Origin of the sequence: Novosphingobium sp., assembly GCF_965228995.1 — a bacterium.
Lineage (GTDB): Bacteria > Pseudomonadota > Alphaproteobacteria > Sphingomonadales > Sphingomonadaceae > Novosphingobium.
Genome location: NZ_OZ245852.1, coordinates 240,640 through 263,197 on the forward strand (window position 1 = coordinate 240,640; position 22,558 = coordinate 263,197).

23 protein-coding genes are annotated in these 22,558 nt (G+C 62.2%); 8 read left to right on the forward strand and 15 right to left on the reverse strand.

Going from position 1 to position 22,558, the window contains the following annotated elements; translation table 11 throughout:
- Positions 1-30: 30 nt before the first annotated feature.
- The 12 genes from ACO056_RS01085 to ACO056_RS01140 form a co-directional block, all read right to left on the reverse strand.
- Positions 31-570 (reverse strand): acyltransferase, encoded by a 540-nt coding sequence (locus tag ACO056_RS01085; protein ID WP_421850546.1) that lies wholly within the window; start codon positions 568-570, stop codon positions 31-33.
- A 2-nt stretch (positions 571-572) separates the two neighbouring features.
- A complete protein-coding gene (locus ACO056_RS01090; RefSeq protein WP_421850550.1) occupies positions 573-1,640 on the reverse strand; it encodes a glycosyltransferase in 1,068 nt (355 codons plus the stop codon).
- A 3-nt stretch (positions 1,641-1,643) separates the two neighbouring features.
- Complete coding sequence (locus tag ACO056_RS01095; protein ID WP_421850554.1) at positions 1,644-2,153, reverse strand: DapH/DapD/GlmU-related protein; 510 nt, start codon at positions 2,151-2,153, stop codon at positions 1,644-1,646.
- A gap of 12 nt (positions 2,154-2,165) precedes the next feature.
- The gene (locus tag ACO056_RS01100; RefSeq protein ID WP_421850556.1) at positions 2,166-3,653 is read right to left on the reverse strand and encodes an O-antigen polymerase; all 1,488 of its coding nucleotides are present in this window, start codon (positions 3,651-3,653) and stop codon (positions 2,166-2,168) included.
- Positions 3,650-5,146: a hypothetical protein gene (locus ACO056_RS01105; protein WP_421850559.1), complete on the reverse strand. Its 1,497-nt coding sequence runs from the start codon at positions 5,144-5,146 to the stop codon at positions 3,650-3,652. The genes ACO056_RS01100 and ACO056_RS01105 overlap by 4 nt, the downstream gene beginning before the upstream one ends.
- The gene (locus ACO056_RS01110; RefSeq protein WP_421850562.1) at positions 5,143-6,258 is read right to left on the reverse strand and encodes a glycosyltransferase family 4 protein; all 1,116 of its coding nucleotides are present in this window, start codon (positions 6,256-6,258) and stop codon (positions 5,143-5,145) included. Before ACO056_RS01110 ends, ACO056_RS01105 begins: the two co-directional genes overlap by 4 nt.
- Positions 6,259-6,550: 292 nt before the next feature.
- Complete coding sequence (locus tag ACO056_RS01115) at positions 6,551-7,180, reverse strand: FkbM family methyltransferase (protein ID WP_421850565.1); 630 nt, start codon at positions 7,178-7,180, stop codon at positions 6,551-6,553.
- Positions 7,181-7,342: 162 nt separating this feature from the next.
- Positions 7,343-8,116 carry a class I SAM-dependent methyltransferase gene (locus tag ACO056_RS01120; protein WP_421850568.1) on the reverse strand — a complete coding sequence of 258 codons (774 nt, stop codon included), beginning with the start codon at positions 8,114-8,116 and terminating at the stop codon, positions 7,343-7,345.
- Between the two features lie 291 nt (positions 8,117-8,407).
- The gene (locus ACO056_RS01125; protein ID WP_421850571.1) at positions 8,408-8,956 is read right to left on the reverse strand and encodes an LptA/OstA family protein; all 549 of its coding nucleotides are present in this window, start codon (positions 8,954-8,956) and stop codon (positions 8,408-8,410) included.
- A gap of 35 nt (positions 8,957-8,991) precedes the next feature.
- Complete coding sequence (locus ACO056_RS01130) at positions 8,992-9,636, reverse strand: LPS export ABC transporter periplasmic protein LptC (RefSeq protein ID WP_421850574.1); 645 nt, start codon at positions 9,634-9,636, stop codon at positions 8,992-8,994.
- 36 nt (positions 9,637-9,672) lie between these two features.
- The gene (locus ACO056_RS01135; protein WP_421850577.1) at positions 9,673-10,290 is read right to left on the reverse strand and encodes a ribonuclease D; all 618 of its coding nucleotides are present in this window, start codon (positions 10,288-10,290) and stop codon (positions 9,673-9,675) included.
- Positions 10,291-10,352: 62 nt separating this feature from the next.
- Entirely contained in the window at positions 10,353-11,669 is a 1,317-nt protein-coding gene (locus ACO056_RS01140; protein ID WP_421850579.1) for a UDP-glucose dehydrogenase family protein, read from the reverse strand.
- Positions 11,670-11,782: 113 nt separating this feature from the next.
- Here ACO056_RS01140 and ung point away from each other — a divergent pair, with 113 nt between their 5' ends.
- Positions 11,783-12,472, forward strand: coding sequence for a uracil-DNA glycosylase (gene ung / locus ACO056_RS01145; protein ID WP_421850582.1), 690 nt, complete (start codon positions 11,783-11,785; stop codon positions 12,470-12,472).
- 3 nt (positions 12,473-12,475) lie between these two features.
- Here ung and ACO056_RS01150 read toward each other — a convergent pair whose 3' ends face one another.
- The gene (locus ACO056_RS01150) at positions 12,476-13,459 is read right to left on the reverse strand and encodes a magnesium and cobalt transport protein CorA (RefSeq protein ID WP_421850585.1); all 984 of its coding nucleotides are present in this window, start codon (positions 13,457-13,459) and stop codon (positions 12,476-12,478) included.
- Between the two features lie 121 nt (positions 13,460-13,580).
- On the opposite strand from ACO056_RS01150, the gene ACO056_RS01155 reads away from it, so the two are divergent.
- The 7 genes from ACO056_RS01155 (at position 13,581) to ACO056_RS01185 (ending at position 21,281) form a co-directional block, all read left to right on the forward strand.
- Entirely contained in the window at positions 13,581-15,107 is a 1,527-nt protein-coding gene (locus ACO056_RS01155; protein ID WP_421850588.1) for a flavin-containing monooxygenase, read from the forward strand.
- A 365-nt stretch (positions 15,108-15,472) separates the two neighbouring features.
- A complete protein-coding gene (locus tag ACO056_RS01160) occupies positions 15,473-16,426 on the forward strand; it encodes a polysaccharide deacetylase family protein (RefSeq protein ID WP_421850591.1) in 954 nt (317 codons plus the stop codon).
- A gap of 449 nt (positions 16,427-16,875) precedes the next feature.
- Positions 16,876-17,451 carry a serine acetyltransferase gene (locus tag ACO056_RS01165; protein WP_421850593.1) on the forward strand — a complete coding sequence of 192 codons (576 nt, stop codon included), beginning with the start codon at positions 16,876-16,878 and terminating at the stop codon, positions 17,449-17,451.
- Positions 17,452-17,512: 61 nt separating this feature from the next.
- Complete coding sequence (locus ACO056_RS01170; RefSeq protein ID WP_421850596.1) at positions 17,513-18,274, forward strand: competence/damage-inducible protein A; 762 nt, start codon at positions 17,513-17,515, stop codon at positions 18,272-18,274.
- 35 nt (positions 18,275-18,309) lie between these two features.
- On the forward strand, positions 18,310-18,825 hold the full coding sequence (locus ACO056_RS01175) for a hypothetical protein (RefSeq protein WP_421850599.1): 516 nt from the start codon (positions 18,310-18,312) through the stop codon (positions 18,823-18,825).
- Entirely contained in the window at positions 18,825-19,778 is a 954-nt protein-coding gene (locus ACO056_RS01180) for an NAD-dependent epimerase/dehydratase family protein (RefSeq protein ID WP_421850601.1), read from the forward strand. Before ACO056_RS01175 ends, ACO056_RS01180 begins: the two co-directional genes overlap by 1 nt.
- Before the next feature lie 120 nt (positions 19,779-19,898).
- The gene (locus ACO056_RS01185) at positions 19,899-21,281 is read left to right on the forward strand and encodes a hypothetical protein (RefSeq protein ID WP_421850604.1); all 1,383 of its coding nucleotides are present in this window, start codon (positions 19,899-19,901) and stop codon (positions 21,279-21,281) included.
- A gap of 61 nt (positions 21,282-21,342) precedes the next feature.
- Here ACO056_RS01185 and rplA read toward each other — a convergent pair whose 3' ends face one another.
- Together rplA and rplK are read right to left on the reverse strand one after the other, a co-directional pair.
- A complete protein-coding gene (rplA, locus tag ACO056_RS01190) occupies positions 21,343-22,041 on the reverse strand; it encodes a 50S ribosomal protein L1 (RefSeq protein WP_421850607.1) in 699 nt (232 codons plus the stop codon).
- 4 nt (positions 22,042-22,045) lie between these two features.
- Entirely contained in the window at positions 22,046-22,474 is a 429-nt protein-coding gene (gene rplK, locus ACO056_RS01195) for a 50S ribosomal protein L11 (RefSeq protein ID WP_421850610.1), read from the reverse strand.
- Between the last annotated feature and the right edge of the window lie 84 nt (positions 22,475-22,558).

Consider the following 22,558-nt stretch of genomic DNA (forward strand, 5'->3'; position numbering starts at 1 on the left):
GGATGCTACGCCACAACCAGCGCACCGCCCTCAGAACTTGTCGAAACTCACCCCGCCGCCTTCAAGGCGGCGCAGCCAGCGCTCGGGATTATCGGTCAGGCTGCCAACGCGGACTGCCGGATTACCAATCATGATCGAATTGGACGGGACGTCACCGCGGACAACGCTCCCTCCGCCAATGATGACATTATCGCCGATCGTGGTGCCGGGCATGATCAGTGCGCTGATGCCGATGAAGACATTGTCGCCGACCGTTATCGGCTGCCTGATCGCAACGTCCGTGGGCGGGGCCTTGCCATTGGCGATCAAGGCCGTGGTGAGCGAATAGTCATGGGTCAGGAAGTTCACGAACATCGAAATGACGGTACGATCGCCAATGGTGATCAGGCCGAAATCATCAAACCGTGCCCAGCTGGAAATGTATCGCGGTGTGCCGTTTATCTTCAAACCCAACCGCTTCAACATAACGATATAGATCGCCATGTAGGCACGCGGCAAAAAGAAATCCAAGGGGACGATCAGCATCTTGACGGTGTAGAACGTCAGCCGTTCAATCAGGCGAAAGATCATTCTCATTTCTTGTGCTCCGCCACGCTCGTTATGATCGAGCGATATCGATCGGCGACAATTTCAGGCTTCATCATGTCAAGCCGAGCACGGGCATAGGCCAGATGCCGGGCCTCTCCCGGCGCGCGCAGGGCACGGTTTACCGCGGCAGCAACAGCGGACGGATCTGTACGCTGAGCCACATAATGCGGGTAGTCGGGACCAAAAAGCTCGCGGTGCTCGGGAATATCGGACACGACGACAAGTCGGCCAGCAGCCACGGTTTCAAGCAGGACGTTCGGCAGACCCTCGTTGTGGCTCATGCTCACCACGATCGTCGAGTTCGCAAGCTGGTCGGGGACATCCTTGCGGAACCCCATGAACTCGATCCGCTCGCCTGCTCCCTCGGCGGCAGCCAGCGCCTTTAGCGAGGGCTCTTCGGCGCCTCCGCCGATCACCGCAAGATCGAGGGCCGTGTGCTCTGTAGCGAGCATGGCGAATGCCTCGACGACAGTCCGCGGGTTCTTCTGGGGCTCGAGGCGGCCGATCGTGACGACCCGTGGGACGGGCGGAAGCGCTGGCGCCTCCGATCCGCCAACAAGGACGATATTCGGCACCGTCTCGATCGGGCATGTCGCTCCGGCAGCCTGCCAATAGGCGGCGCCCTTGACCGAGTTTGCCACGATAACATCGGCATATCGGCCAAGCTTTCGGCGCAGATTGTATCGCATCTCGTTCGGATAGGCGGAATCGCGTTCCGTCATCACCCAAGCCATGTCGGGCATGAGGCGATGCAGCGCATAGCCATAAACATCGCAAGCATGCAGCCAGGTCATCAGAACCTCAGGTGGATCACGCCGTAGCGCGCGCCAGACGCGCCACACTTTCCTCGGATCATAGTTCGATCCGCTGTCAAAGCGCTGAACGGACAACCGATCATGGCGCAGCAAATCAAAATGCACGCCATCGTAAAAATGGATGAGTCGCAGATCGAGATCGGGATCCGCCTGCAATGCGTTCAGCAGCAGCACGCACTGCCGCTGCGCCCCGCCATCAGAAAATCCGGGAATCAGGAACGCAACCTTGAGCGCCATGGGTTATCGACCCCTGAACTTTTTCAGGTAGTAGGCGCGCTTCTCGGCATCCGAGAGGCTCTTGGTGGGGGAACCTTCTGGAACCACCTTGTCACGATACTCGGTGATTGACTTGATGACGCGCGCAGGAACCCCGGCGGCCACGCAATCTGACGGAATGTCGCGGGCAACGACCGAGCCTGCGCCAATCACGACATTGTCGCCGATGGTGACGCCGGGCAGAATGATGCTTCCATACCCGATGAACACATTGTTGCCGACGGTGATAGGCCGAACCAGGTCAATCTCGGGAAACTGATCCCTGAATACCCATACCGCGCCGTCATGGGTTTCAAATCGGGTTTGCGTCGCGCTGACGTGATCTCCCAGCGTCACGAGATAGGGCTCGGTCGAGAAATCGACTTTGATCAGCCGACAACCCTTGCCCAACGTCACACCAATATCGCGCGCATAGCGCTCGGGATGGAGGTTCTTTTTCAATACCGCCCGCAAACGGTTAATGACGCTGAACATGCTGCTCGCTTCTCATCGATTGCTGACGAGGCCGGCCGGGATGCCGACCGCGGCGCGTCTTCGCCGGTGCGTGGCGATACGGGCCGCCGGATTGATCACTCCATAAAGCCAGTAGACCAGACTGCCCCACACCACGATGCGAACCGGGAAGTCGATGGTGTAACGGGGCACTTCGCTCATCATCGCAAGCAAAGCGACATAGAGGAATATGCGCGGCGAAGATGGTCCATTCTTGGCGATGTAGTTTCGGGTTTGCGCCGAGACATAGCCCAGCAATGCCAACCCGATCGCAACACCAGCCGGGCCAAAATCAAGGTAGAGATCGGAAAGGGGATTCGAGCCCAAGCTCCAATTCGCATCGGGTCCAAGCACATAGTAGGCAATGACCTGCGACGTGTCGGTGAACCGTTCGCTCTTCCCGATGATGATACCGCGCACCAGCGGCACGATCCCTCCAAAACCGACGAGCTTGTAGTAGCCGCCGGCATAGGGCTCCGGGTCCGGTGCGAAATCGAAAGTGGCACGGACGGTCATCGTGGTCAGCGCAAAGCTGCTCTCGTCGTCGTCCCGGTGGCTTGCATCTGTGAAGGCCTGCTCGAGGCCTGACCAACCCTGGTCACTTGCCTGCCGATAAATCTCGATGGTGTTGTAAACGATGAGCGCCGGGATGACCGCTGCCAGAAGGATCGGCCACCGGACTTCACGCAAAAAGGCCGCGTATCCACCTACAGCGCCGAGGGCGACGACCAGGAAGTTGTTACGATCCCCGTGAATGAGGATGTACAGCATCCAGAAACTGACTGCCGCTATGATGACCCAATGCCGTAGTTGCAGGCGTCGGCGGAAATAGAGCTGCACGATGATGCGCGACACACCAATCAGGCAAAGCAGAATGGTCAGCGCGTAGAGACCGTTGACCACCGGGGACGCGTCCTCGGTCACACGGTTAACCGCCTGCTGATATCGAGCAAGATCGTCCGGTTCGAGGCCGAAGAAGATGAAAGCCGCAAACGACACCACCAGGACTGCAGCCAGCACCAGATCGAAGGGTATGTAAGCGCTATTCGACTCTACGATGGTCTGAGTGTTAGGTCGACTGCGCGGCACCAGAATGCTGCCAAGGTGAAAGGCCGCGATCCCCGCAAGCGCCAGCAGCATGGCCTTGTTGGCACCTTCGGCATACCCGTCCGCAACCAGCGCGCTCTCGTAGTAGTGCGCGCCGATGCCCAACAGCTCCTGCTGATACGGCAGGAAAAAGAGGATGTAGTAGAACGCTACAAACCCGAATTCGACCGTCAGTCTGATCTTGATGCCCTGCACCACCTCAACCGACGACAGGACATAATAGGCAATGTAGCCATAAATCCCGATCAGGCACGGCAAGGCGACAATGAGATCGAACCCGGGCCGGATAATCAGGAAAAACGCCAGCGACAGGAGAATGACGACCGGATCCACGAACAGCCACAGCCGCTGCCTGTCTACGATCCGCTTCGTCATTGTGCAGCCCTTTGCTTGAAGCGTGCCAAGGCCATCATGCCGATCGCGCGGCGCATGCCTGGGGTTAGAACGAGCCGGAATGCGGCCAGACCGCCAAGTACGAGGGCCGCCGTTGCCGCTTCGGCAAAGCCCAACCATCCTTCAACGTGCCAGACCTGCGACAGGGCAAAGGCCCCCGCTACCGTTGCCAGCATTGCGATCGTTCCACCCAAGTGCCGGTTGTGGCCAGGGATGACGTTGGACACCAGACGCGGGAAAATCAAGTGCAGTGGGACCCGGCCAAGCAGGATGCCGACGAACAGAAACGGTAGCGAGCCGGTCATGCGGAACAGCCCCGCCCCGATCGCAAGCGCAAGCACGGAGGTCACGCCCGACCAGACAACCTTGGGGCCGATGCGCAGGCCGATGTCCTGTATCTGGAAATCGAACCGGATCAGGGAAAGCTGCACCAGAACGGCCACGACCCCCAGGTTGACCAGATCGCCGAGGTAGAAATCCTTGCCGGCCCAGCTCTCCACGAACGGCCTGTTGCAAAGAATCAGGCCCGTCGCCCCCACGGTTAGCAGCGCGAGCAGGATTTCCCGCGTCCGATCTTGCAGGGCCGCTGCGCCTGCAGAATCGCCGCGACCGACCATCGCGCCCAGTTTGGGTGTCACCGCAGAACCCGTCATGAGGCACATCGACATGACAAACGTCGAGATATACGAGGTGAAGGTGTAGCGACTGACCGCGGCCGGACCGACAACGTAGCCGATCGCCAGAACTTCGGTCGAAAGCATCAGGGACTGGATCAGCGATCCGACCATCGTCCAGTTGCTGAACGACAGCACGCGCATCACGTCGCTTCGCCGGGGGAAGGCGATGCCCCACCACTTGATGAACCGTCTCGCCACGATCCAGGTGATGGCACCGTTGAGGAACGACCCCAGCACGGTGGCCGCGCCCACACCGATCAGGCCGAACTTGCCCCACGCCGCCAGCAGCATTGCAAAGTTGGAGAACACGAGAAACGCGGTGGTCAGAACATAGGACCGGTAGCCCTGATTGGTTCCCACCAGAGCAGCATCCGAAATTCCGAGCACACCGCCGAGCACGATGTTGAAACCAAGCAGCGCTGAAAGCCAGCGGGCGCCTGGCAGACTGGCTGCGGGAACGCCCGACACGAGGTTTGGCAGGAACAGGATGATCGATCCGACCGCGATGAAGAGGATCGGAATCCACAACATCCAGATGACGATCGCGGCACCGATGTCGCGCTGTCGTTCGACCGGATCCTCCTCGTGGTCCCGGTGCGCCACGATCCACTTCAGGGCCTGCGAGGCACGCCCGTCGGCCACCGTTGTCAGATCGAGGAGGCGCAGGCAGGATTTCCAGATGCCGAACTGCTCGATGCCCAGCGCGCGTACCATCAACGGGTTGATCGCGATCCCGATAACGCCGAGCACGATGAAATTGGCATAGAGCGCCAGCGCGTTGAGCCTGGTGCTGCTCACTGTTGCATCGCCGCCGCCTTGAGGGAGGGCGCCGCCACTGTGCCCGGCAAACTGAAAAGGTTCTCGGCCGTCGTGCGCGCGGCACAATACTTTTCGGCATAGCGCGCACGGGTCGCGGCGCGATCCGCGCGGACCTCGTCCCGATTGGCGCGCAGCCAGCCCAGGCACTCGGCAATGAAGTCACCATTCTGCGCGATGACCAGCCCGTCCTGCTCTACCTGTTCGGCGATGCAGCCGCGCTCAAAGCTGACAATCTTGCAGCCGGCGGCCTGGGCTTCAAACAGGACGGTCGGCTGCGCTTCGTGCCGGTACTCCGTCGGAAACACGAAGACATCGATATCCCGGTAAAACGCATCCTTCTGCTCGCCGTAAAGCGGCCCGCGATAGTCCAACCGCGCTCCGAACTCCTCACTCGCGCTCTCGATCAGCGCACGATCGGAAGGGTCCGCAACCGGGCCGGCCAACACCGCGCGGACGGGTTCGCCCGCCGCGACTGCTGCGCGCAGCACATCCAGAAAGATATGCAGGCCCTTTTCCCGGGTCAAATTGCTCAGGTGCCCGAGAACGAGCGGCCCCTGCCTGCCCGTCTCCGCCGCCTCGACCGGGGGAACGAATGCAGCGTTGCTGAGAACCATGCCAGCAAGTGCCCGGCTGGAATACGCAGCCCTGAAGCCGCGCTCCATCGCCTCGCCAAGAAAGACATTGCAAAGCGCCGTACCGCCAACGCTCTGGATGGTGCTCATCAGCGCGTTGCGCTGCGTGATATAACCAAAGCTGTGGTGGTGGAGCAGTATACGGTAGCCCGAGAGCCGGGCAGTGCCGATAATCGCCAGCGTGTAGACAAGCCCCAGCCCGCCCTCGCAGGCAACATAGCAGACCCGGCCGGGCGACCGCGCATGGCGGGCGATCGAGAAGCAGGCCTTCAAGCTCTCGCCAATGCGGGAGAGATGCTTTGCAATGCCTGACGCTCCTCGTCGCGAGGCGATGTTATTCACGACGAGCTCGGCCGCCGCCGCCCTGGCTGCAGCAATCGTCTGCTCCGTAATGTAAGAGAATCCGCTGACGGGAGGTGGCAACTGGCCCACGGCAACGACATGTGGAGCCTTCATCATGCACGCTCCTGGGCAACAGGAACCAGACCCGCGTTGGGCGCAATCCGCGCAGCGAACTTGAACACGGATGCGGAATGCCGACCGGACTTTCCCGATGCGCGGCCCGATTCCGGCACAGAGCAAGACACTCGGTAAAAGGGCAGAATGCCTGATCCGTTCTTCGACATCGTGTACCTTGAAAGCCTACTCGCTCTTTAGCAGTCGCACAAGAAGCTACCGCACTGCGAAACAAGAATGAAACATTGCATCAAAACATCGCGGAAGCATCGAGATGTTCTCACGCAATTGGGAATCAAAGCCAATTCAGATCGATATTAGAAATTCGGTTCTTGGCAATCTTGGCCTGCAGGGCTGCATGCTTCGGCTTCAGACCCATGCTGCGTTCGTGCGTCTCAACGACGATGAAATCAACGTTCTTGTGAACGCCCGCGTCGATCATGTCCGGGAGCACATCATACTCGGCGCCTTCGATATCCATCTTCAGGAAGCGCACGTGCCCGAGGCCGGTCAGGAAATCCGTCAAACGAATCACCTCGACTTCAACGAATCGATCCGTCGAGACATTGTCTTTCTCGGCCATGAGCGAGGAAGCCTGCACGGCGCCCATCGAATCGTCATCGGGGGCCAGATATAGCTTCAGTCGACCAGCCTCCTTGCTCACTGCCTGGTTGTAGCAGTGAACCTTCGGCTCATTGGCAAAGCGGCTGGAAAGCCGTGCAAACGCCTCGGGATGCGGTTCAAACGCATGAACGATCGCGCCTCGATCAAAGAAACATTGGGTAATGTCCCCGATATGAGCGCCACAATCGATCACAATATCACCTGGACGAATTTTAGAGTAATAACGTGGCGCAACAACTTTATGGAACCAGATGCTGCGTGCGTGGATCCGCACTCTTTCGGCGATACCGATTCTTCTCATACATAAGTCCTTCACTCTAGAGGATGTAGGCACTTAAGTTTTGATAGAAACGTTTTTTATTTATCGCCCGAAGGATGCATAAATTTATTACCGCCTGTTAAAACTCCAAATGTTTAAAAGGTCGAACTTTGTAAATTTATCAAAAGAAAAATCGTTTGATTATTACTTTTTACGGATAAAGATGAACAGCGTCGCCGCAAGATAAGACGGCAGAAATTTATGCAGGCCGAGGAACATGCGGTACATAAACTTCTTGTTGAAGTGATATGACGGATCGGCCGAGTCCATAAACGTCAGCACATCAGCCCGATCACCGAAAACATCTTCAAGCTGCCGGGTCGTGTTCATCCGATAGAATGTCCTGAATACATCCTCCTCCTTGCGGAAGGGCTGGATCTTTTTCAGGAACGTAGCGTGCTTGGTGTTATCCACCATGCGGGACGCCATTGAAATGTAGCCGTTCTTGTTGGGGGTCCGGGCGCAGATATAGCCACCTGGCTTCAGCACGCGCAGCAATTCCGATGCGACGATCTGCGGATCCTCGACATGTTCAAACACCCAGCTCGACGTGATGAGATCGAACTTGTTGTCCTCGTAGGGCAGCTTGAAGTCCGGACCAAGAACGCGCGCCTCGTCGATGTAGGGGTTTTCCAGAACCGCCGGGTCGATATCGCAGCCATGCGATTCAGCGCAGCGGCCTTTGAAGATCTGGAGCTTCTGCAGGAACACCGAAGGGCATTCAGAAATGTTCGCGCCGCGACCGGCACCGAAATCGAGCACTACGGAATCATCCCGCAGCAACGCGTTGACCTTGGCGTACATCATCAGCGTCCCGTCAAGACGGCTGAAATTGTCGATCTCACTTTCAGGGAAGAACGCCGATTTGATCTGCTGCTCAGCCTCTTGGCTCGGCGTCAACTTCGCTTCGACATTCATGGGTCACCTCCAACCTAAGCAAAGTCGCTGACACCAGCTGTGGACCAGAGGCACGCCAGCCCGAAATGCCCCGACGCCCATCCCGCGGATCGCCGATGCATTCATATTGAATGCTGCTTTGCACAATAAATGTTGCAATTGCAACGCTCCCAAACGTTACCGAGCGCGTGGTCGCCTCATTCTGACCCGCGGCGAGTTGACCTTTCACAGAACCGAGGGGCACACGTTGCGCAGCCTGCGCCGGCCCGCCCCGCAAGGTCCGCTCTCAGGCCCTGTGCGAAGCTGTCGATGTCAGTTCTTGGGCGGGTTGAAGCTGCCGCTGACCCGGCCGCCGCTCCGCACGGTTCCGCCCTGGCCAGTCGCTGCCCCAAGGCTTGCCGCACCGCCGCTGGACCGGCCATCGATGTTCGAAACGCCAGTGTTGAGATCGATCACCAGCCGCCCGCCGTTCAACGTGTCGGAACCCCGGCGCAGTGCGACGTTGCCGACCATCGTGATGATCTTTGCGTTGAAGTCGTAGACCGCAGCATCGCCGGTCGCCCGCTCGTTGCCGCGTGTCACCACCACGCCGCCGGTCGCGTCGATCCGCTGGATCTGCAACGTACCGGCGTCGGTATAAGCCATCGTGGTCCGCGCAGCGCGCATCGTGAGATCAGCCTGCGTAATCTCGACATTGCCGGACAGAACCGCGCGGTTCTGCTTATCCATGAGCTCGATACGGTCGGCCCCGAAATTGACCGGGGCCTTGCTGTTGTGCGCTGCAATGGCCTGCGCACCCAGATGCTGCGCGCCGGCGACCAGCGCTGCGCTCGCCGCAAAGCCGAGTGCAAGAGATCGCATGGGCCGACTGGCCTTCAAGGCTTCGATCAATGTCGTCATGGCATCTTCAGCTTGCCGGGCTCCATCACCAGGCGCGCATGGCCATCAAGTGTGACGGTCCGCGCTTCGAGATCGGCGCTTATCCTGTCGGCCGAAAAAGTGCCAGCAGGAATGCGCCCTTCCGCCCGTCCTTGGCTGACGAGGCGGCGCTTGCCGATGTCGATATCGGCACCTTCCGTCACCATGCGGTAGCCGTCCGAAGTCTCGAAATTGACCGGAGTCGGCACATCGATCTTCTGCCTGGCAAAGTCATAGAGCCCCGCACCGGTCGTCAGACTGGCCGGTCCGTCGTTCAACATGACCCGCGCGGTGATGTCCCGCATCTCGACCTCGTCCCGTGTCTCGGAATGCTGGACTGCACTGCCCGCCGTGACCGAGAAGCTTCTGCCGGAATCGTCCTGTCCGCGGTACATCGCGCTCACCACACGCAGCCGGTCGTTGACCATTGCCACCTTGTTGCGATCGAGCAGGAAGCTGATGTCCCCGCGCGGCGAGAACGGGGCAATCACGAGAACCGCCAGCAGCGCACCAATCGCCGCGGGCAGGCCCACTGCCACGAGCTTCACCATACGGTCGTGGAAGCCGCCTGGCGCAGCGAAATGCTGCCGGCGACCGCGCAGGCTATCGGCCTTCTGGGTCATCGCGCTGGCTGTCTGGCGAACGTCACCTGCAAGCCCTCACTCGTGGCTGAAGATGTCGCGATCGGCCCAGCCGGCGATGTCGAGCAGCGACCGCGTCGGCAGGAACTCGAAACAGGCCTGCGCTATATCGGTACGTCCCTCGCGCGCCAGCCTCTCGACGAAAATGGCATGCATCGCATGGAGATAGCGCACGTCGGACGCGGCATAGTCCTGCTGTGCATCGCTCAGCGTCGGCGCGCCCCAGTCGCTGGACTGCTGCTGCTTGGAAATCTCCTTGCCGAGCAGTTCACGCACCAGTTCCTTGAGGCCGTGGCGGTCCGTGTAGGTCCGCACCAGCTTGGACGCGATCTTGGTGCAGAACACCGGCTCTGCCATCACCTTCAGGTAGTAGTGGATGGCAGCCAGATCGAAGCGGGCAAAGTGAAACAGCTTGAGCCGCGATGGATCCGCGAGCACCGCCCTGAGGTTGGGCGCAGCATAGTCGCTCCCCGCAGCAAACCGCACGAGATGCTCGTCGCCATGCCCATCGGAAATCTGCAGCAAACAGAGCCGATCCCGCGTGGTGATGAGCCCCATCGTTTCGGTATCGACAGCGACCGGGCCCGGCGCAAGCACGCCCTCGGGCAGGTCTTCTTCATGAAGATAAACAGCCATTCGCCCCGCTTAGGCGTTCGGGGCGGTGGCGGCAAGCGCGGGAATCGGGCCGATGCGTGGAGTTACTTCCGTCCGACGCTGCTGTAGTGCCATCCGGCGGCACGCACCTGATCGGGGTTGTAGACGTTGCGCAAGTCGACCAGCACGCGGCTGCTCACAAGCTGCGCCACCCGATCGAGGTCGATGCCGCGGAAGGCGTCCCATTCGGTCACGAGCACCACGGCATCGGCGCCAGTCACAGCCTCGTAAGCGCTGCTTGCCATGGTCACGTCGGGCAACAGCGGGCCAGCCGCTTCCATGCCTTCCGGATCATAGGCGACGATCTGCGCTCCCACATCTTGCAGCGCCTGCACGATCGCGATCGAGGGCGCATCGCGCATATCATCGGTGTTGGGCTTGAAGGTGAGGCCAAGCAGGGCAATCCGCCGCCCGCGCGGCTCGCCGACACCGGCTTCCGCCATGGCCTCGATCACCTTGCGGCCCATCGCGCGCTTGCGGCTGTCGTTGACGCGCACCACAGCTTCGACCAGCCGCACCGGGCTTGCATAGTCCTCGGCGGTCTTGAGCAGCGCGAGCGTATCCTTGGGGAAGCAGCTGCCGCCATAGCCGGGTCCGGCATGGAGGAACTTGGCACCAATGCGGTTATCCAGTCCGATACCGCGCGCCACATCCTGCACGTCTGCGCCGACTTTCTCGCAGAGATCCGCCATTTCGTTGATGAACGTGATCTTGGTCGCGAGGAACGCATTGGCGGCGTACTTGATGAGCTCGGAGCTCCGGCGTCCGGTGAAAAGCAGCGGAGCCTTGTTGAGGAAGAGCGGGCGATAGACCTCGGTCATCACGCCGCGCTCCCATTCCTCCTCGGCGCCCACCACAATACGGTCGGGCCGCTTGAAGTCCCCGATCGCTGCGCCCTCGCGCAGGAACTCGGGGTTGGAGACAACCGCAAACTTGGCATCCGGACGGCTTGCGCGGATAATCCGCTCCACTTCGTCACCGGTGCCGACCGGAACCGTCGACTTGGTAACGATGACCGCCGGACCGGTCAGTCCGTCGGCAATTTCCTGCGCAACGGCATAGACGTAGGAAAGGTCGGCATGGCCGTCACCGCGCCGCGAAGGCGTTCCAACCGCGATGAAAATCGCCTGCGCGCCATCGATCGAGGCAGCAAGGTCGGTTGAAAACGAAAGGCGGCCCGCCTGCGCATTGGTTGCCACCAGCTCGGCGAGCCCGGGCTCGTAGATCGGCATGACGCCTGCAAGCAGCCGGTCGATCTTGCTCGCGTCCTTGTCGATGCAGACCACATCATGGCCGAAATCGGCGAAGCAGGCACCCGATACCAGCCCGACATAGCCGGAGCCCACCATTGCGATCTTCATACCGGAATCCCCACGCGCACAACGAACGATACGGTGCTGCGGATAGCAAGGGGAAGCGTCCCCATGCAAATGGTATTCCCGCACTGCAGCAAACGTTCTAGGCCGGGCTGGCCATGACAACCACCGCAATCCCTGAAACCTGGCGCACCGCGCTGGAATCCGTTCTGACGGGCCGCCCGATGCGTGCGCTGGGCGGTTTCCTCCGCGCCGAGGAAGCTGCTGGCAAGCCGATCTATCCGCCGGCCGGAACACGGCTTGCCGCACTTGCGCACACCCCGCTGCCATCGGTTCGCGCCGTGATTCTCGGACAGGATCCCTATCATGGTCCCGGACAGGCACATGGCCTTGCGTTTTCGGTGCAGCGCGGCGTGGCGATCCCGCCCAGCTTGCTCAACATCTTCAAGGAGCAGGAAGCCGATCTCGGCCTGGCACGGCCCGCGCACGGCCATCTCGAAGCCTGGGCGAACCGCGGCGTGCTGCTCCTCAATACGGTGCTCACGGTCGAGGCGGGACAGGCCGGCTCGCATCAGGGCAAAGGCTGGGAACTGTTCACCGATGCAGCCATCCGCGCCGTCGCCCAGCGCACCTCGCCCTGCGTCTACCTCCTCTGGGGCAGCCATGCGCGTTCCAAGGCCGCGCTGATTCGGGAGGCCAGTGCCGGGCCGCACCTCCTTCTCGAAGCCCCGCATCCCAGCCCGCTCTCGGCCCATCGCGGCTTCCTGGGATGCCGGCATTTCAGCCAGGCAAATGCATTCCTCGAAGAACATGGCAGCGGCGCGATCGACTGGCGCCTGCCTGATTAGACCCTAAAGCCACCCGATGCGCCGGAACCGCCACAGCAGCCCGCCGCAGATCACGATGATCAGTGCCCACACCATCGGATAGCCCCAGCGCCAGTGGAGTTCCGGGAGGTAGTCGAAGTTCATGCCATAGATGCCGGCGATTGCCGTCGGCACTGCAAGGATCGCGGCCCAGGCGGCGAGCTGGCGCGTGATCACGCCCTGCCGGTGCTGTTCGAGCAGGCCTGCCGTCTCGACCGTCGCGGCGAGGGTTTCCTTGAGGCCCTGCATCCGCGCCATCGCGCGCCGGACATGATCGAGCACATCGCGGAACCAGATGCGCGCCGAAGGATCAATCACCGGTAGGTCCGCCTCTGCGAGCCGCAGCGTCAGCTCCTCCATCGGCCCGATGATCCTCTCGAATCGCCTGAGTTCGCGGCGCAGGCGGAAAATGCGGCGTATCGTTGCGGGATCGGGGAACTGGTCGACCGCAGCTTCCTCGATGCTGTGCGCGACGTCTTCAAAGCGGTCCGCGATCGGCAGATAGCCATCGACGATGAAATCGAGCACCGCGTGGAGGACATAGTCCGCCCCTTCGGAAAGGTGATCGCTGTCCGCCTCCAGCGCGCGGCGCAGATCGGCATGGGCACGTGCAGAGCCCAGCCGCACAGTCACGATGAACTGCGGCCCGAGGAACACCGCCGTCTGGCCATAGGTGATCGAATCCTCCGTCGCCCCCATCATCGCGGTGCGCGCCACGACGAAGAGCTGCTTGCCGTAGATATCGACCTTGGGCAGCTGGCGCGGGTTGAGCGCATCCTCGACCGCCAGCGGATGGAGCCCGAACTGCCGGGCAGCGCGCTCCATCTCGTCGGGAGTCGGATCACACAGGCCAATCCAGTCGAAGCAACCGCGCGGCAAGGCCTCGTGATGCGCAGGCACGCCAGTCACGGCCAGTTCGCCGGGATGGGCTTTCCCTTCGGTATAGCGGCGCGCGGCGATGATCGGCATGGGATCCCTTCTGTCGTCCCGCCCGGGAAAGCGCAATCGCCGCGTTTAATCGCCCGTTGAAACAGGCTGGCAATCATTGCCCCGGCTGTTATCATGCGTGTCAATAACATCGGAGGATAGCATGGGTTTCGAGGGCACGCGGCGCACCGGTCAGCCGGATATCGACGTCGCGATCATCGGCGCCGGACTTTCCGGCATCGGCATGGCCGCGCACATGCAGATGCTCTGCCCGGACCGCAGCTACGCCCTGTTCGAGCGCCGCCCGCAACTTGGCGGTACCTGGGACTTGTTCCGCTATCCCGGCGTCCGTTCTGATAGCGACATGCACACGCTGGGCTTCATCTTCGAGCCGTGGAAGCACGAGAAATCCATCGCCGACGGCCCCGCGATCCTCGATTACCTTAACCGCATCGTCGATGAGCGCCGCATCCGCGAGCACATCCGCTTCGAGACCAAGGTCGTCTCGGCCAATTGGGAAAGCGCCTCGGCCTGGTGGGTGATCACCACCGAAGCCGAAGATGGGCAGCGCAGCCGCACCACCGCGCGGTTCCTCTATCTCGGCTCGGGCTACTACGATTACGACACGCCCTATGACCCTGCCATCCCGGGCCGCGAAGACTTTGCCGGCACGATCATTCACCCGCAGTTCTGGCCCGAAGACATCGACTACACCGGCAAGCGCGTCGTCGTGATCGGCTCGGGCGCGACGGCCGTCACCATCGTACCCGCGATGGCAAAGCAGGCCGCTCACGTCACCATGCTCCAGCGCACGCCGACATGGTACGCGATCCGGCCTGCGCGCGATGCGATTGCCAACACGCTGCGCAAGTTCCTGCCCGAAAAGCTCGCCTACCGGATCACGCGGTTCAAGAACGTCACGATGCAGAACATCGTGTTCAAGCGCGCCCGCAACGAGCCGCAGAAGGTCAAGGACTTCCTCACCAGGAAGCTGCAGGAAGCGCTCGGCCCCAAATACGATCCCGCCACGTTCACCCCGCCCTACAATCCGTGGGAGCAGCGCCTGTGCCTCGTGCCCGATGGCGATCTGTTCGATGCGATGAAGGCCGGCAAGGCCGATATCGTCACCGACCATATCGAGCGCATCGATGCGGAAGGCATCGAGCTCAAATCGGGCAAGCGGCTCGATTGCGACGTGATCGTCACCGCGACCGGCCTCGCGCTCGCCATGGCAGGCAAGATCGCGCTCGGCATCGACGGCCAGCCGGTGCGAATGAACGAGCGCTGGTATTACAAGGGCTGTATGTACTCGAACCTGCCCAACCTTGCGCAGGTCTTCGGCTACCTCAACGCTTCGTGGACCTTGCGCGCGGACATCGACGCGGACTTTGTCTGCCGCCTGCTCAACCACATGAAGAAGGTTGGCGCCGACAGCGCGACCCCGGTGCTCACTGACGAAAGCGCGCTCGAGGCGGACACCCCGCTCGATCTGTCCTCCGGCTACATCCAGCGCGGCCTTGCGATCCAGCCGAAGAACGCGAAGACCATGCCCTGGCGGCTCAACCAGGACTATCTGTTCGACCGCAAGTACCTCAAGGAAAACCCCATCGACGACGGCATCCTGCGCTTCGGCAAGGCGGCCACCGCGGCGGCGGCGAAGGCGGGCGAGGTGGTCGAACCGGCGGAGTAACTTCTCGCGAAGTTGACACAGTTGACACGGTCCAGAGCGAAAACCGTCAGTCCCGGCGGCCGGCGCTTTCCTGCTGATCTCCAAGGATAATCCACAGGGCTGCTCGCTGCGCGTGTAGACGCAGCAGACAGGTGTGTGTTGGAAACGGCGGTCGGGTCACGCCGCGCCCTTCTCTCAACCCGCAAGCCGAGGGGCGGGGCCGTCAGAGGGTGCGGCCTGGCATAAACAACGGTTCAAAAAGCGGCGCGGACAATGCGCGCGATTGCGGCGTGTAGGAAAACGATTTGTGGCATGAGCCGCGGCTGGCAGGATGGAGTGAGGGGATGCAGAGGGGGAGATTGGCGTATCCGGCAGTGTGCCCCAAAATGCTTCGCAAGCCTGGCCTTATCTGTGCCGCCGCGCTTGGGCTGCTGACACCGGCGGCCCACGCCCGCGATATCAAGGTTGCGCTGACCTTCGATGATCTGCCCGCGCTCAGCATCGTGAACCAGCAGGCCTATATCGACACATCGAACGTCAGGCTCCTCAGCGGACTGAAGCGGCATCACTTTCCGGCGATCGGGTTTGTCAACGAGGGCAAACTGGATGAAGGCGAGCGGGCGGCGCAGATCGCGAACCTGAAGCGCTGGCTCAATGCCGGGATGGATCTGGGCAACCACACTCTCTCGCATGAATCGCCCAATACGCTTGGTGCTGAAGGCTATATCGCCGACATCGCGCGCGGCGAGCCCGTCCTCCGCTCGCTCATGGCGCAATATCATCAGCGCCTGAGCTGGTTCAGACACCCTTATCTCGAAACCGGCTATCCGGCACCGGTCAAGACCAGGATCAACAACTGGCTATCGGCCCACGGTTATCGCATCGCGCCGGTCACCATCGATGCAGACGATTGGGAATTTGCCGAGCCTTACGACGATGCCATCGCGCGCGGCGATACCGAGGCGCAGCGCCACATCAAGGGCGAGTACCTCGCCTATACCGAGAAGCTGATCCGCTGGTCGTTGGCGAGCTCGCGCAACCTGTTCGGACGCGGCATCGCGCAAGTGATGTTGCTGCACTGCACGCGGCTGAACGCCGACACCATCGATGATCTCGCCGCCCTGCTCGGCCGCCTGCACCTGCATCCGGTGCGTCTGTCACGCGCCATGCGCGACCGAGCCTACCGCATCCCGGATACCTATGACGGCAAGGACGGCATCAACTGGCTGGAGCGCTGGTCACTCTCGCTCCACAAGGACTTGCCCGATACCGGAAACGAGGACCCACCGGAGGATATCCGCAAGGCCTATGACCGCGTGGATACGGATCCGGGCCGATAGGGCAAAGGTGCAGCGCCGGTTGGCGTGCCGGGACGAGCTGGAGAGCACAGCGTAGTCAAGCCTGCTGACAGGCAAGGCAACAAATTGGCGTAAGCACCAGATTAAAGATCGTCCTAACTACACCAGTATTTCTTGAAGCCGAGATCTGGTGCATCTTTTACTGGCTTTTACTGGTAATATTTACCTCAGCCCCTACTATCTTTCGTTGACATCGCCTAGGCATTAGTGAAGGTTTCAGCCTTACACTTTTGTAAGGGTGCATGCACCATGGTGAGGATCGGGCAAGGCTTCAAGCGATGGTCTTCGATCAGATCGATCAAGCCTCAAGATGAGGTGCGCAAGAGATTTGGCGCATCAGCGAAATCGGGCGCTCTTCCGGTGCGCGGAACTTTTCATCACAGCGCGGATTATTTGACCAAGCAGGCACCTCGGAAGGCGATGACCCCAAGATGACGCATTGGCACCAGCTGTTTGCCGCAGACATGAAGGCCTGTTTCCCGCAGTACACCCACTGGAAGGCGATCTACCGTGTCAAGCATCCGGTCCTCGATTGGCTGAGATCGCTCCGCTGGCTCGAAAACCTTGATCAGGCACGCCGGAAAAATCCGTTCTTGAACGCCGTGTTTTACGTCGGCATATTTCTGCACAGGCGGAAGAGTATTCGCCTCGGCTATACTATTCCCTTGCACACATTTGGCCCGGGACTTTCGATCGCACATTGGGGCACGATCGTTGTCAATGGTGATGCCAGAATTGGTGGAAATTGCCGCATTCATCAGGGCGTCACGATCGGAAGCAGCGGCGGCAAGTCTCCGATCATCGGCGACAACTGCTTCATCGGGGCAAATGCCTCGATCATCGGCGGCGTCAAACTGGGGAATAATGTGCGCATCGGCGCCAATTCACTGGTGAATCGCTCGTTTCCCGATGGGGCTGTGCTCGTGGGAATTCCAGCCCGCAATCTGGCCGGAAGCAAGGACGCTGCGGACGTTCTCGGCGCCTATCAACCAGAAGCTGAGCTCTGACGACTTCGCCCGCGCGAAAGGGCCATTGCACGCCATCCGGTTTGCGCTATCGCTCTCGTCCATGACCCAACCTGCACGCATCTGGACCGCCGCGCTCATTGTCGTGGGCGATGAGATCCTTTCCGGCCGCACGCATGACAAGAACATCGCGCAAGTCGCGACATGGCTGGGGGTGCAGGGCATTCGCCTGCGCGAAGTGCGGGTGGTGCCGGATGACATGGCGGCGATCATCGAGGCAGTGAACGCACTGCGCGCGCGCAATGATTACCTCTTCACCACAGGCGGCATCGGGCCAACGCATGATGACATCACGGTGGACGCCGTGGCCGAAGCGCTGGGCGTGCCGGTGGTCATCCATCCCGAGGCGGAGGCGATGCTGACCCGCTATTACGAGACGCGCGGCGGTATCAATCCGGCGCGGCTGCGCATGGCGCGAGTGCCCGAAGGCGCGGATCTCATTCCCAACCGGCTTTCGGGCGCGCCGGGGATCCAGATCGGCAATGTGTTTCTCATGGCGGGCGTGCCGGGCATTACCGCGCAGATGCTCGATGGGCTGACCGGCACGCTGGAAGGCGGCTTGCCACTGCTCTCCGCCACGATCGGCTGCTGGGTGGCCGAAAGCGAAGTGGCGGACCTGCTGCGCGAGACGGAGAAGGCGCACGAAGGCTGCCAGATCGGCAGCTATCCCTTCTTCCGCGAAGGCAAGGTGGGCGCGAACTTCGTGATCCGCTCGGTCGATCAGGCCGAGCTTGATGCCTGCGCGCAAGTGCTGGTGGATGGGCTGGCCGCGCTGGGCCGCGCTTCGGTGCCGGGGGGCATCTGACCCTGCGCTTCGCAGCGGCGGCGGGGCTTGCGCTCGTGAGTACCGCTTGCGCGCCGACGCTGAGCCGCTTTGAGCGCACCCTCGCCAGCCATGATAGCGCCACGGCGGCGCTGGGTGAATGGTGCGCGGCGCAGCGAATTGCCGCATCGGCCCAAATCGTGGCGGATACCGAGCAGGGGGCAAACGAGGCCGCCACGCCAGCGATCCGCACGGCGCTGGGCGTGACGGCAGGCGAGCCGCTGGCCTTCCGTCATGTCCGGCTGCGCTGCGGCGGAGCGGTGCTATCCGATGCGAAGAACTGGTATGTGCCTGCCCGGTTGACCCCGGCGATGAACTCCGCGCTGGAAACCACGCGGACACCCTTCGGCACGGTCGTGCGTCCGCTTGGCTTCCGGCGCGAGCGGCTGGAAAGCCAGCGGGGGCGCACGGAGGGCTGCCCGGCAGGGACGGTCCTTTCACACAAGGCCGTGCTGCGGCTGGCCGATAGCAAGGCAATCAGCCTGGTGATCGAGTGCTACACGCGGGCGAATCTGGCGAAAGGGGCTTTCTGATGCGCGTTCTTCTCACCGGCTCGTCCGGCTGGCTCGGCCGTTTCCTTGCGCCTGCGCTGCGTGCTGCGGGGCACACGGTGACGGGCCTCGATGCGGCTCCCGGCCCGGAGACGCATGTCGTGGGCACGATTGCCAGCCGCGCGGTGGTGGACCGGGCGATGGGGCTGGGGATCGACGCGGTGGTGCACGCGGCGGCGCTGCACAAGCCGGACATCGTGCGTTACCCTGCGCAGACGTTCATCGACGTGAACGTCACCGGCACGCTCAATCTGCTCGAAGCGGCGCAGGCGGCGGGGCACGACCGGTTCGTGATGACTTCGACCACCTCGTTGATGATCAGCGAGGCGATCCGGCGCGAGGAAGGGACGCACGCTGTCTGGCTCGACGAGAGCACCGGGCCGCTGGCGCCGCGGAATATCTATGGGGTGACCAAGCTGGCGGCAGAGGGGCTGTGCCGGCTCTTTGCAGCGGAGCATGGCCTCGCCTGTGTGGTGCTGCGCACGTCGCGGTTCTTTCCCGAAGATGACGATACGCACGCCCGGCCATCGGGCGAGAACCTCAAGTCGATCGAACTGCTGCACCGGCGGCTGACCGTGGAGGATGCGGCAGCCGCGCATGTCATGGCGCTGGAGAAAGCACGCGAGGTGGGGTTCGGGCTCTATCTCGTGAGCGCGCCGACACCGTTCGCGCGCGCCGATGCCGGGGCGCTGAAGCGCGATGCCGCAGGGCTGATCCGCGAACGCTTCCCCGATGCGGAAGCGCTGTTTGCCGCGCGGGGATGGGAGCTGCCGAGGAGCCTGGGGCGGGTCTACGATCCCGGCCTTGCCGAGCGAGAGCTGGGCTGGCGCGCGCAGACCGATTTCGCCGCCGTGCTGCAGGCGCTGCGGGACGGCGCGCCGCTTCCCTTCGCGCACGATCCCGCCTACACCTCGCCGCTCACCAGGGACCGCTGACCTCCGCGCGGCCGCCAAGGGCTAAACCACCAAAAATTCCGGCCAATTTGACCCCCGCCAATTCGTGGCTCGTGGATCGGCACTATGCCCCTGCCAAGACCGGCAAGGAGCACAGCCATCATGCCAAGCGATCATCTCAATCCGCCGCCGCGCCGCGCTCACATGATCTGGCGCCGCGCGCTGCCTGCTGCGCTCCCGCTGGCAGCAGCGCTTACCGCGCTCGTCGTGGCGCGGCCCGCGCAGGCTGTGCCGAGCTATGCCGAGCAGACCGGACAGCCTTGCCAGGCCTGCCATGTCGGCGGGTTCGGGCCGCAGCTCACGCCGTTTGGCCGCGAATTCAAGCTGGGCGGCTATACCCTGCGGACCAAGCCGTTCAATGTGCCGATCGCCGCGATGGCGGTGGCTTCGTACACGCACACCAGAAAGGATCAGGTGCCCGCGCCCGATCACCTGCAGGTCAACGACAACGTGGCGTTCGATCAGGGCAGCGTGTTTCTGGCGGGCGGGGTAGGCCAGCATTTCGGCGGCTTCGTGCAGGTCACCTACGACGGGGTGGGGCGCGCCTGGTCCTGGGACAACGTCGATCTGCGCGCGGTGACGCAGGGCAAGGTGTTCGGCAAGGACGCCGTGTTCGGCCTCACGCTCAACAACAGCCCGACCACGCAGGACGTATGGAACACCACGCCTGCCTGGGGCTTTCCCTATACCGATACTGCCGTTTCGGGCACGCCGGGGGCCGCGGCGCTGATCGACGGGGGCCTTGCGCAGAACACGCTGGGACTTTCGGCCTACAGCTGGATCGACCACAAGCTCTACCTCGAAGCGGGGGCCTATACTACGCCGGGCGCGGGCACCTTGCGCTGGCTGGGCGCCGATCCTGCCTCGCCGGGCGATATCTCCGGCCTCGCGCCCTATGGCCGGGTGGCCTATCAGAAGGATATCGGTGGCGGCACGTTGGAAGTGGGCGCCTTCGCGCTCAAGGCCGCGCTCAATCCGGGGCGCGACCGCACGACCGGGCAGACCGACCACTATTCCGACGTGGGGCTCGATCTTTCATGGCTGAAGCCCGATGCCAGCGGCGATACCTTCACCGTCGACATGCGCTATGTTCATGAAAAGGCGGGGCTTCGGGCGAGCTGTCTGCTCGCGCTCGCTCCGGTGAATTGCGCCGAAGTGACGCTGAACGAATGGCGCGGCACAGTCGGATACAACTGGCGCGGCAAAGTGGGGGCAACGGTCAGCGTGTTCGCCGCCGGCGGCACACCGAACGGCTTCCTCTATGGCGGAACCGGACGGCCCGACAGCAACGGGGTGATGGCCCAGCTTGACTATACCCCGTGGGGTGCGGGCACTTCGCCGCTGGGGCCGCGCGCCGCACTGCGTGTGGGTGCGCAGTTCACGGCCTATGGGCGCTTCGATGGCGCGCGCCGCAACTACGACGGCGCCGGAGCCAACGCCGCCGACAACAATGCGCTGCGGCTGTTTACCTGGGTCGCGTTCTGAAACGCAAAAGGCCGGGAGGGTTTCCCCTCCCGGCCTTTTGTATTGCAGCCGTACGGCTGGATCAGCCGCCGTGGACTTCCGCCACGTCGACCTTGAGGCCCGGGCCCATCGACGAGGACAGACCGACCTTGCGCAGGTACTTGCCCTTGGCGCCAGCGGGTTTCGCCTTGACGATCGCATCGACGAACGCATCGAAGTTGGCGCGCAGCGCCTCGTTCGAGAAGCTCATCTTGCCGATGCCGCCGTGGATGATGCCCGCCTTTTCGACGCGGAACTCGATCTGGCCGGCCTTCGCTGCCTTGACCGCATCCGCAACGTTCGGGGTGACGGTGCCGAGCTTCGGGTTCGGCATCAGGCCCTTGGGACCCAGCACCTTGCCGAGGCGACCGACGATGCCCATCATGTCGGGCGTCGCGATCACGCGGCCGTAGTCGAGGTTGCCGTTCTGCATGTCCTCGAGCAGGTCTTCGGCGCCAACCTTGTCAGCACCAGCCGCGAGCGCGGCTTCGGCCTTGTCGCCGCGAGCGAACACGGCAACCTTGACATCCTTGCCGGTGCCCGAGGGCAGCGTGACCATGCCGCGGACCATCTGGTCGGCGTGGCGCGGATCGACGCCGAGGTTCAGCGCGACTTCGATGGTTTCATCGAACTTGGTGCGCTTGAGGTCCTTGAGAAGCTGGATCGCCTCATCAACCTTGTAGAGCTTCTGGTTGTCGCCGAGCTTCTCGGTGAGCGACTTCTGGTTCTTGGTCGTCTTCATCGAATCAGCCCTCCACCTGCAGGCCCATGGCGCGCGCCGAGCCTTCGATGATCTTGATCGCAGCATCCATGTCGTTGGCGTTGAGATCCTTCATCTTGATCTGGGCAACTTCACCGAGCTGCTCACGGGTGATCTTCCCGGCAGAAACCTTGCCGGGCTCCTTCGAGCCAGACTTGAGGCCGAGCACCTTCTTGATCAGGAAGGTTGCCGGCGGGGTCTTGGTGACGAAGGTGAACGACTTGTCCGAATAGACCGTGATGATCGTGGGCAGCGGGGTGCCCTTTTCGACTTCCTGAGTCGCGGCGTTGAATTCCTTGCAGAAACCCATGATGTTGACACCACGCTGACCGAGCGCAGGCCCGATCGGCGGCGAGGGCTTCGCTTCACCAGCTGCAACCTGCAGCTTGATGTAACCATCAATTTTCTTGGCCACGGGGGCCTCCTTTCGTCCTGTTGGGGCCAGAAGACCCCGCAGAGTGAGCGGTCAGACAGGTGCAGTCCGACAGAACTCGGCACC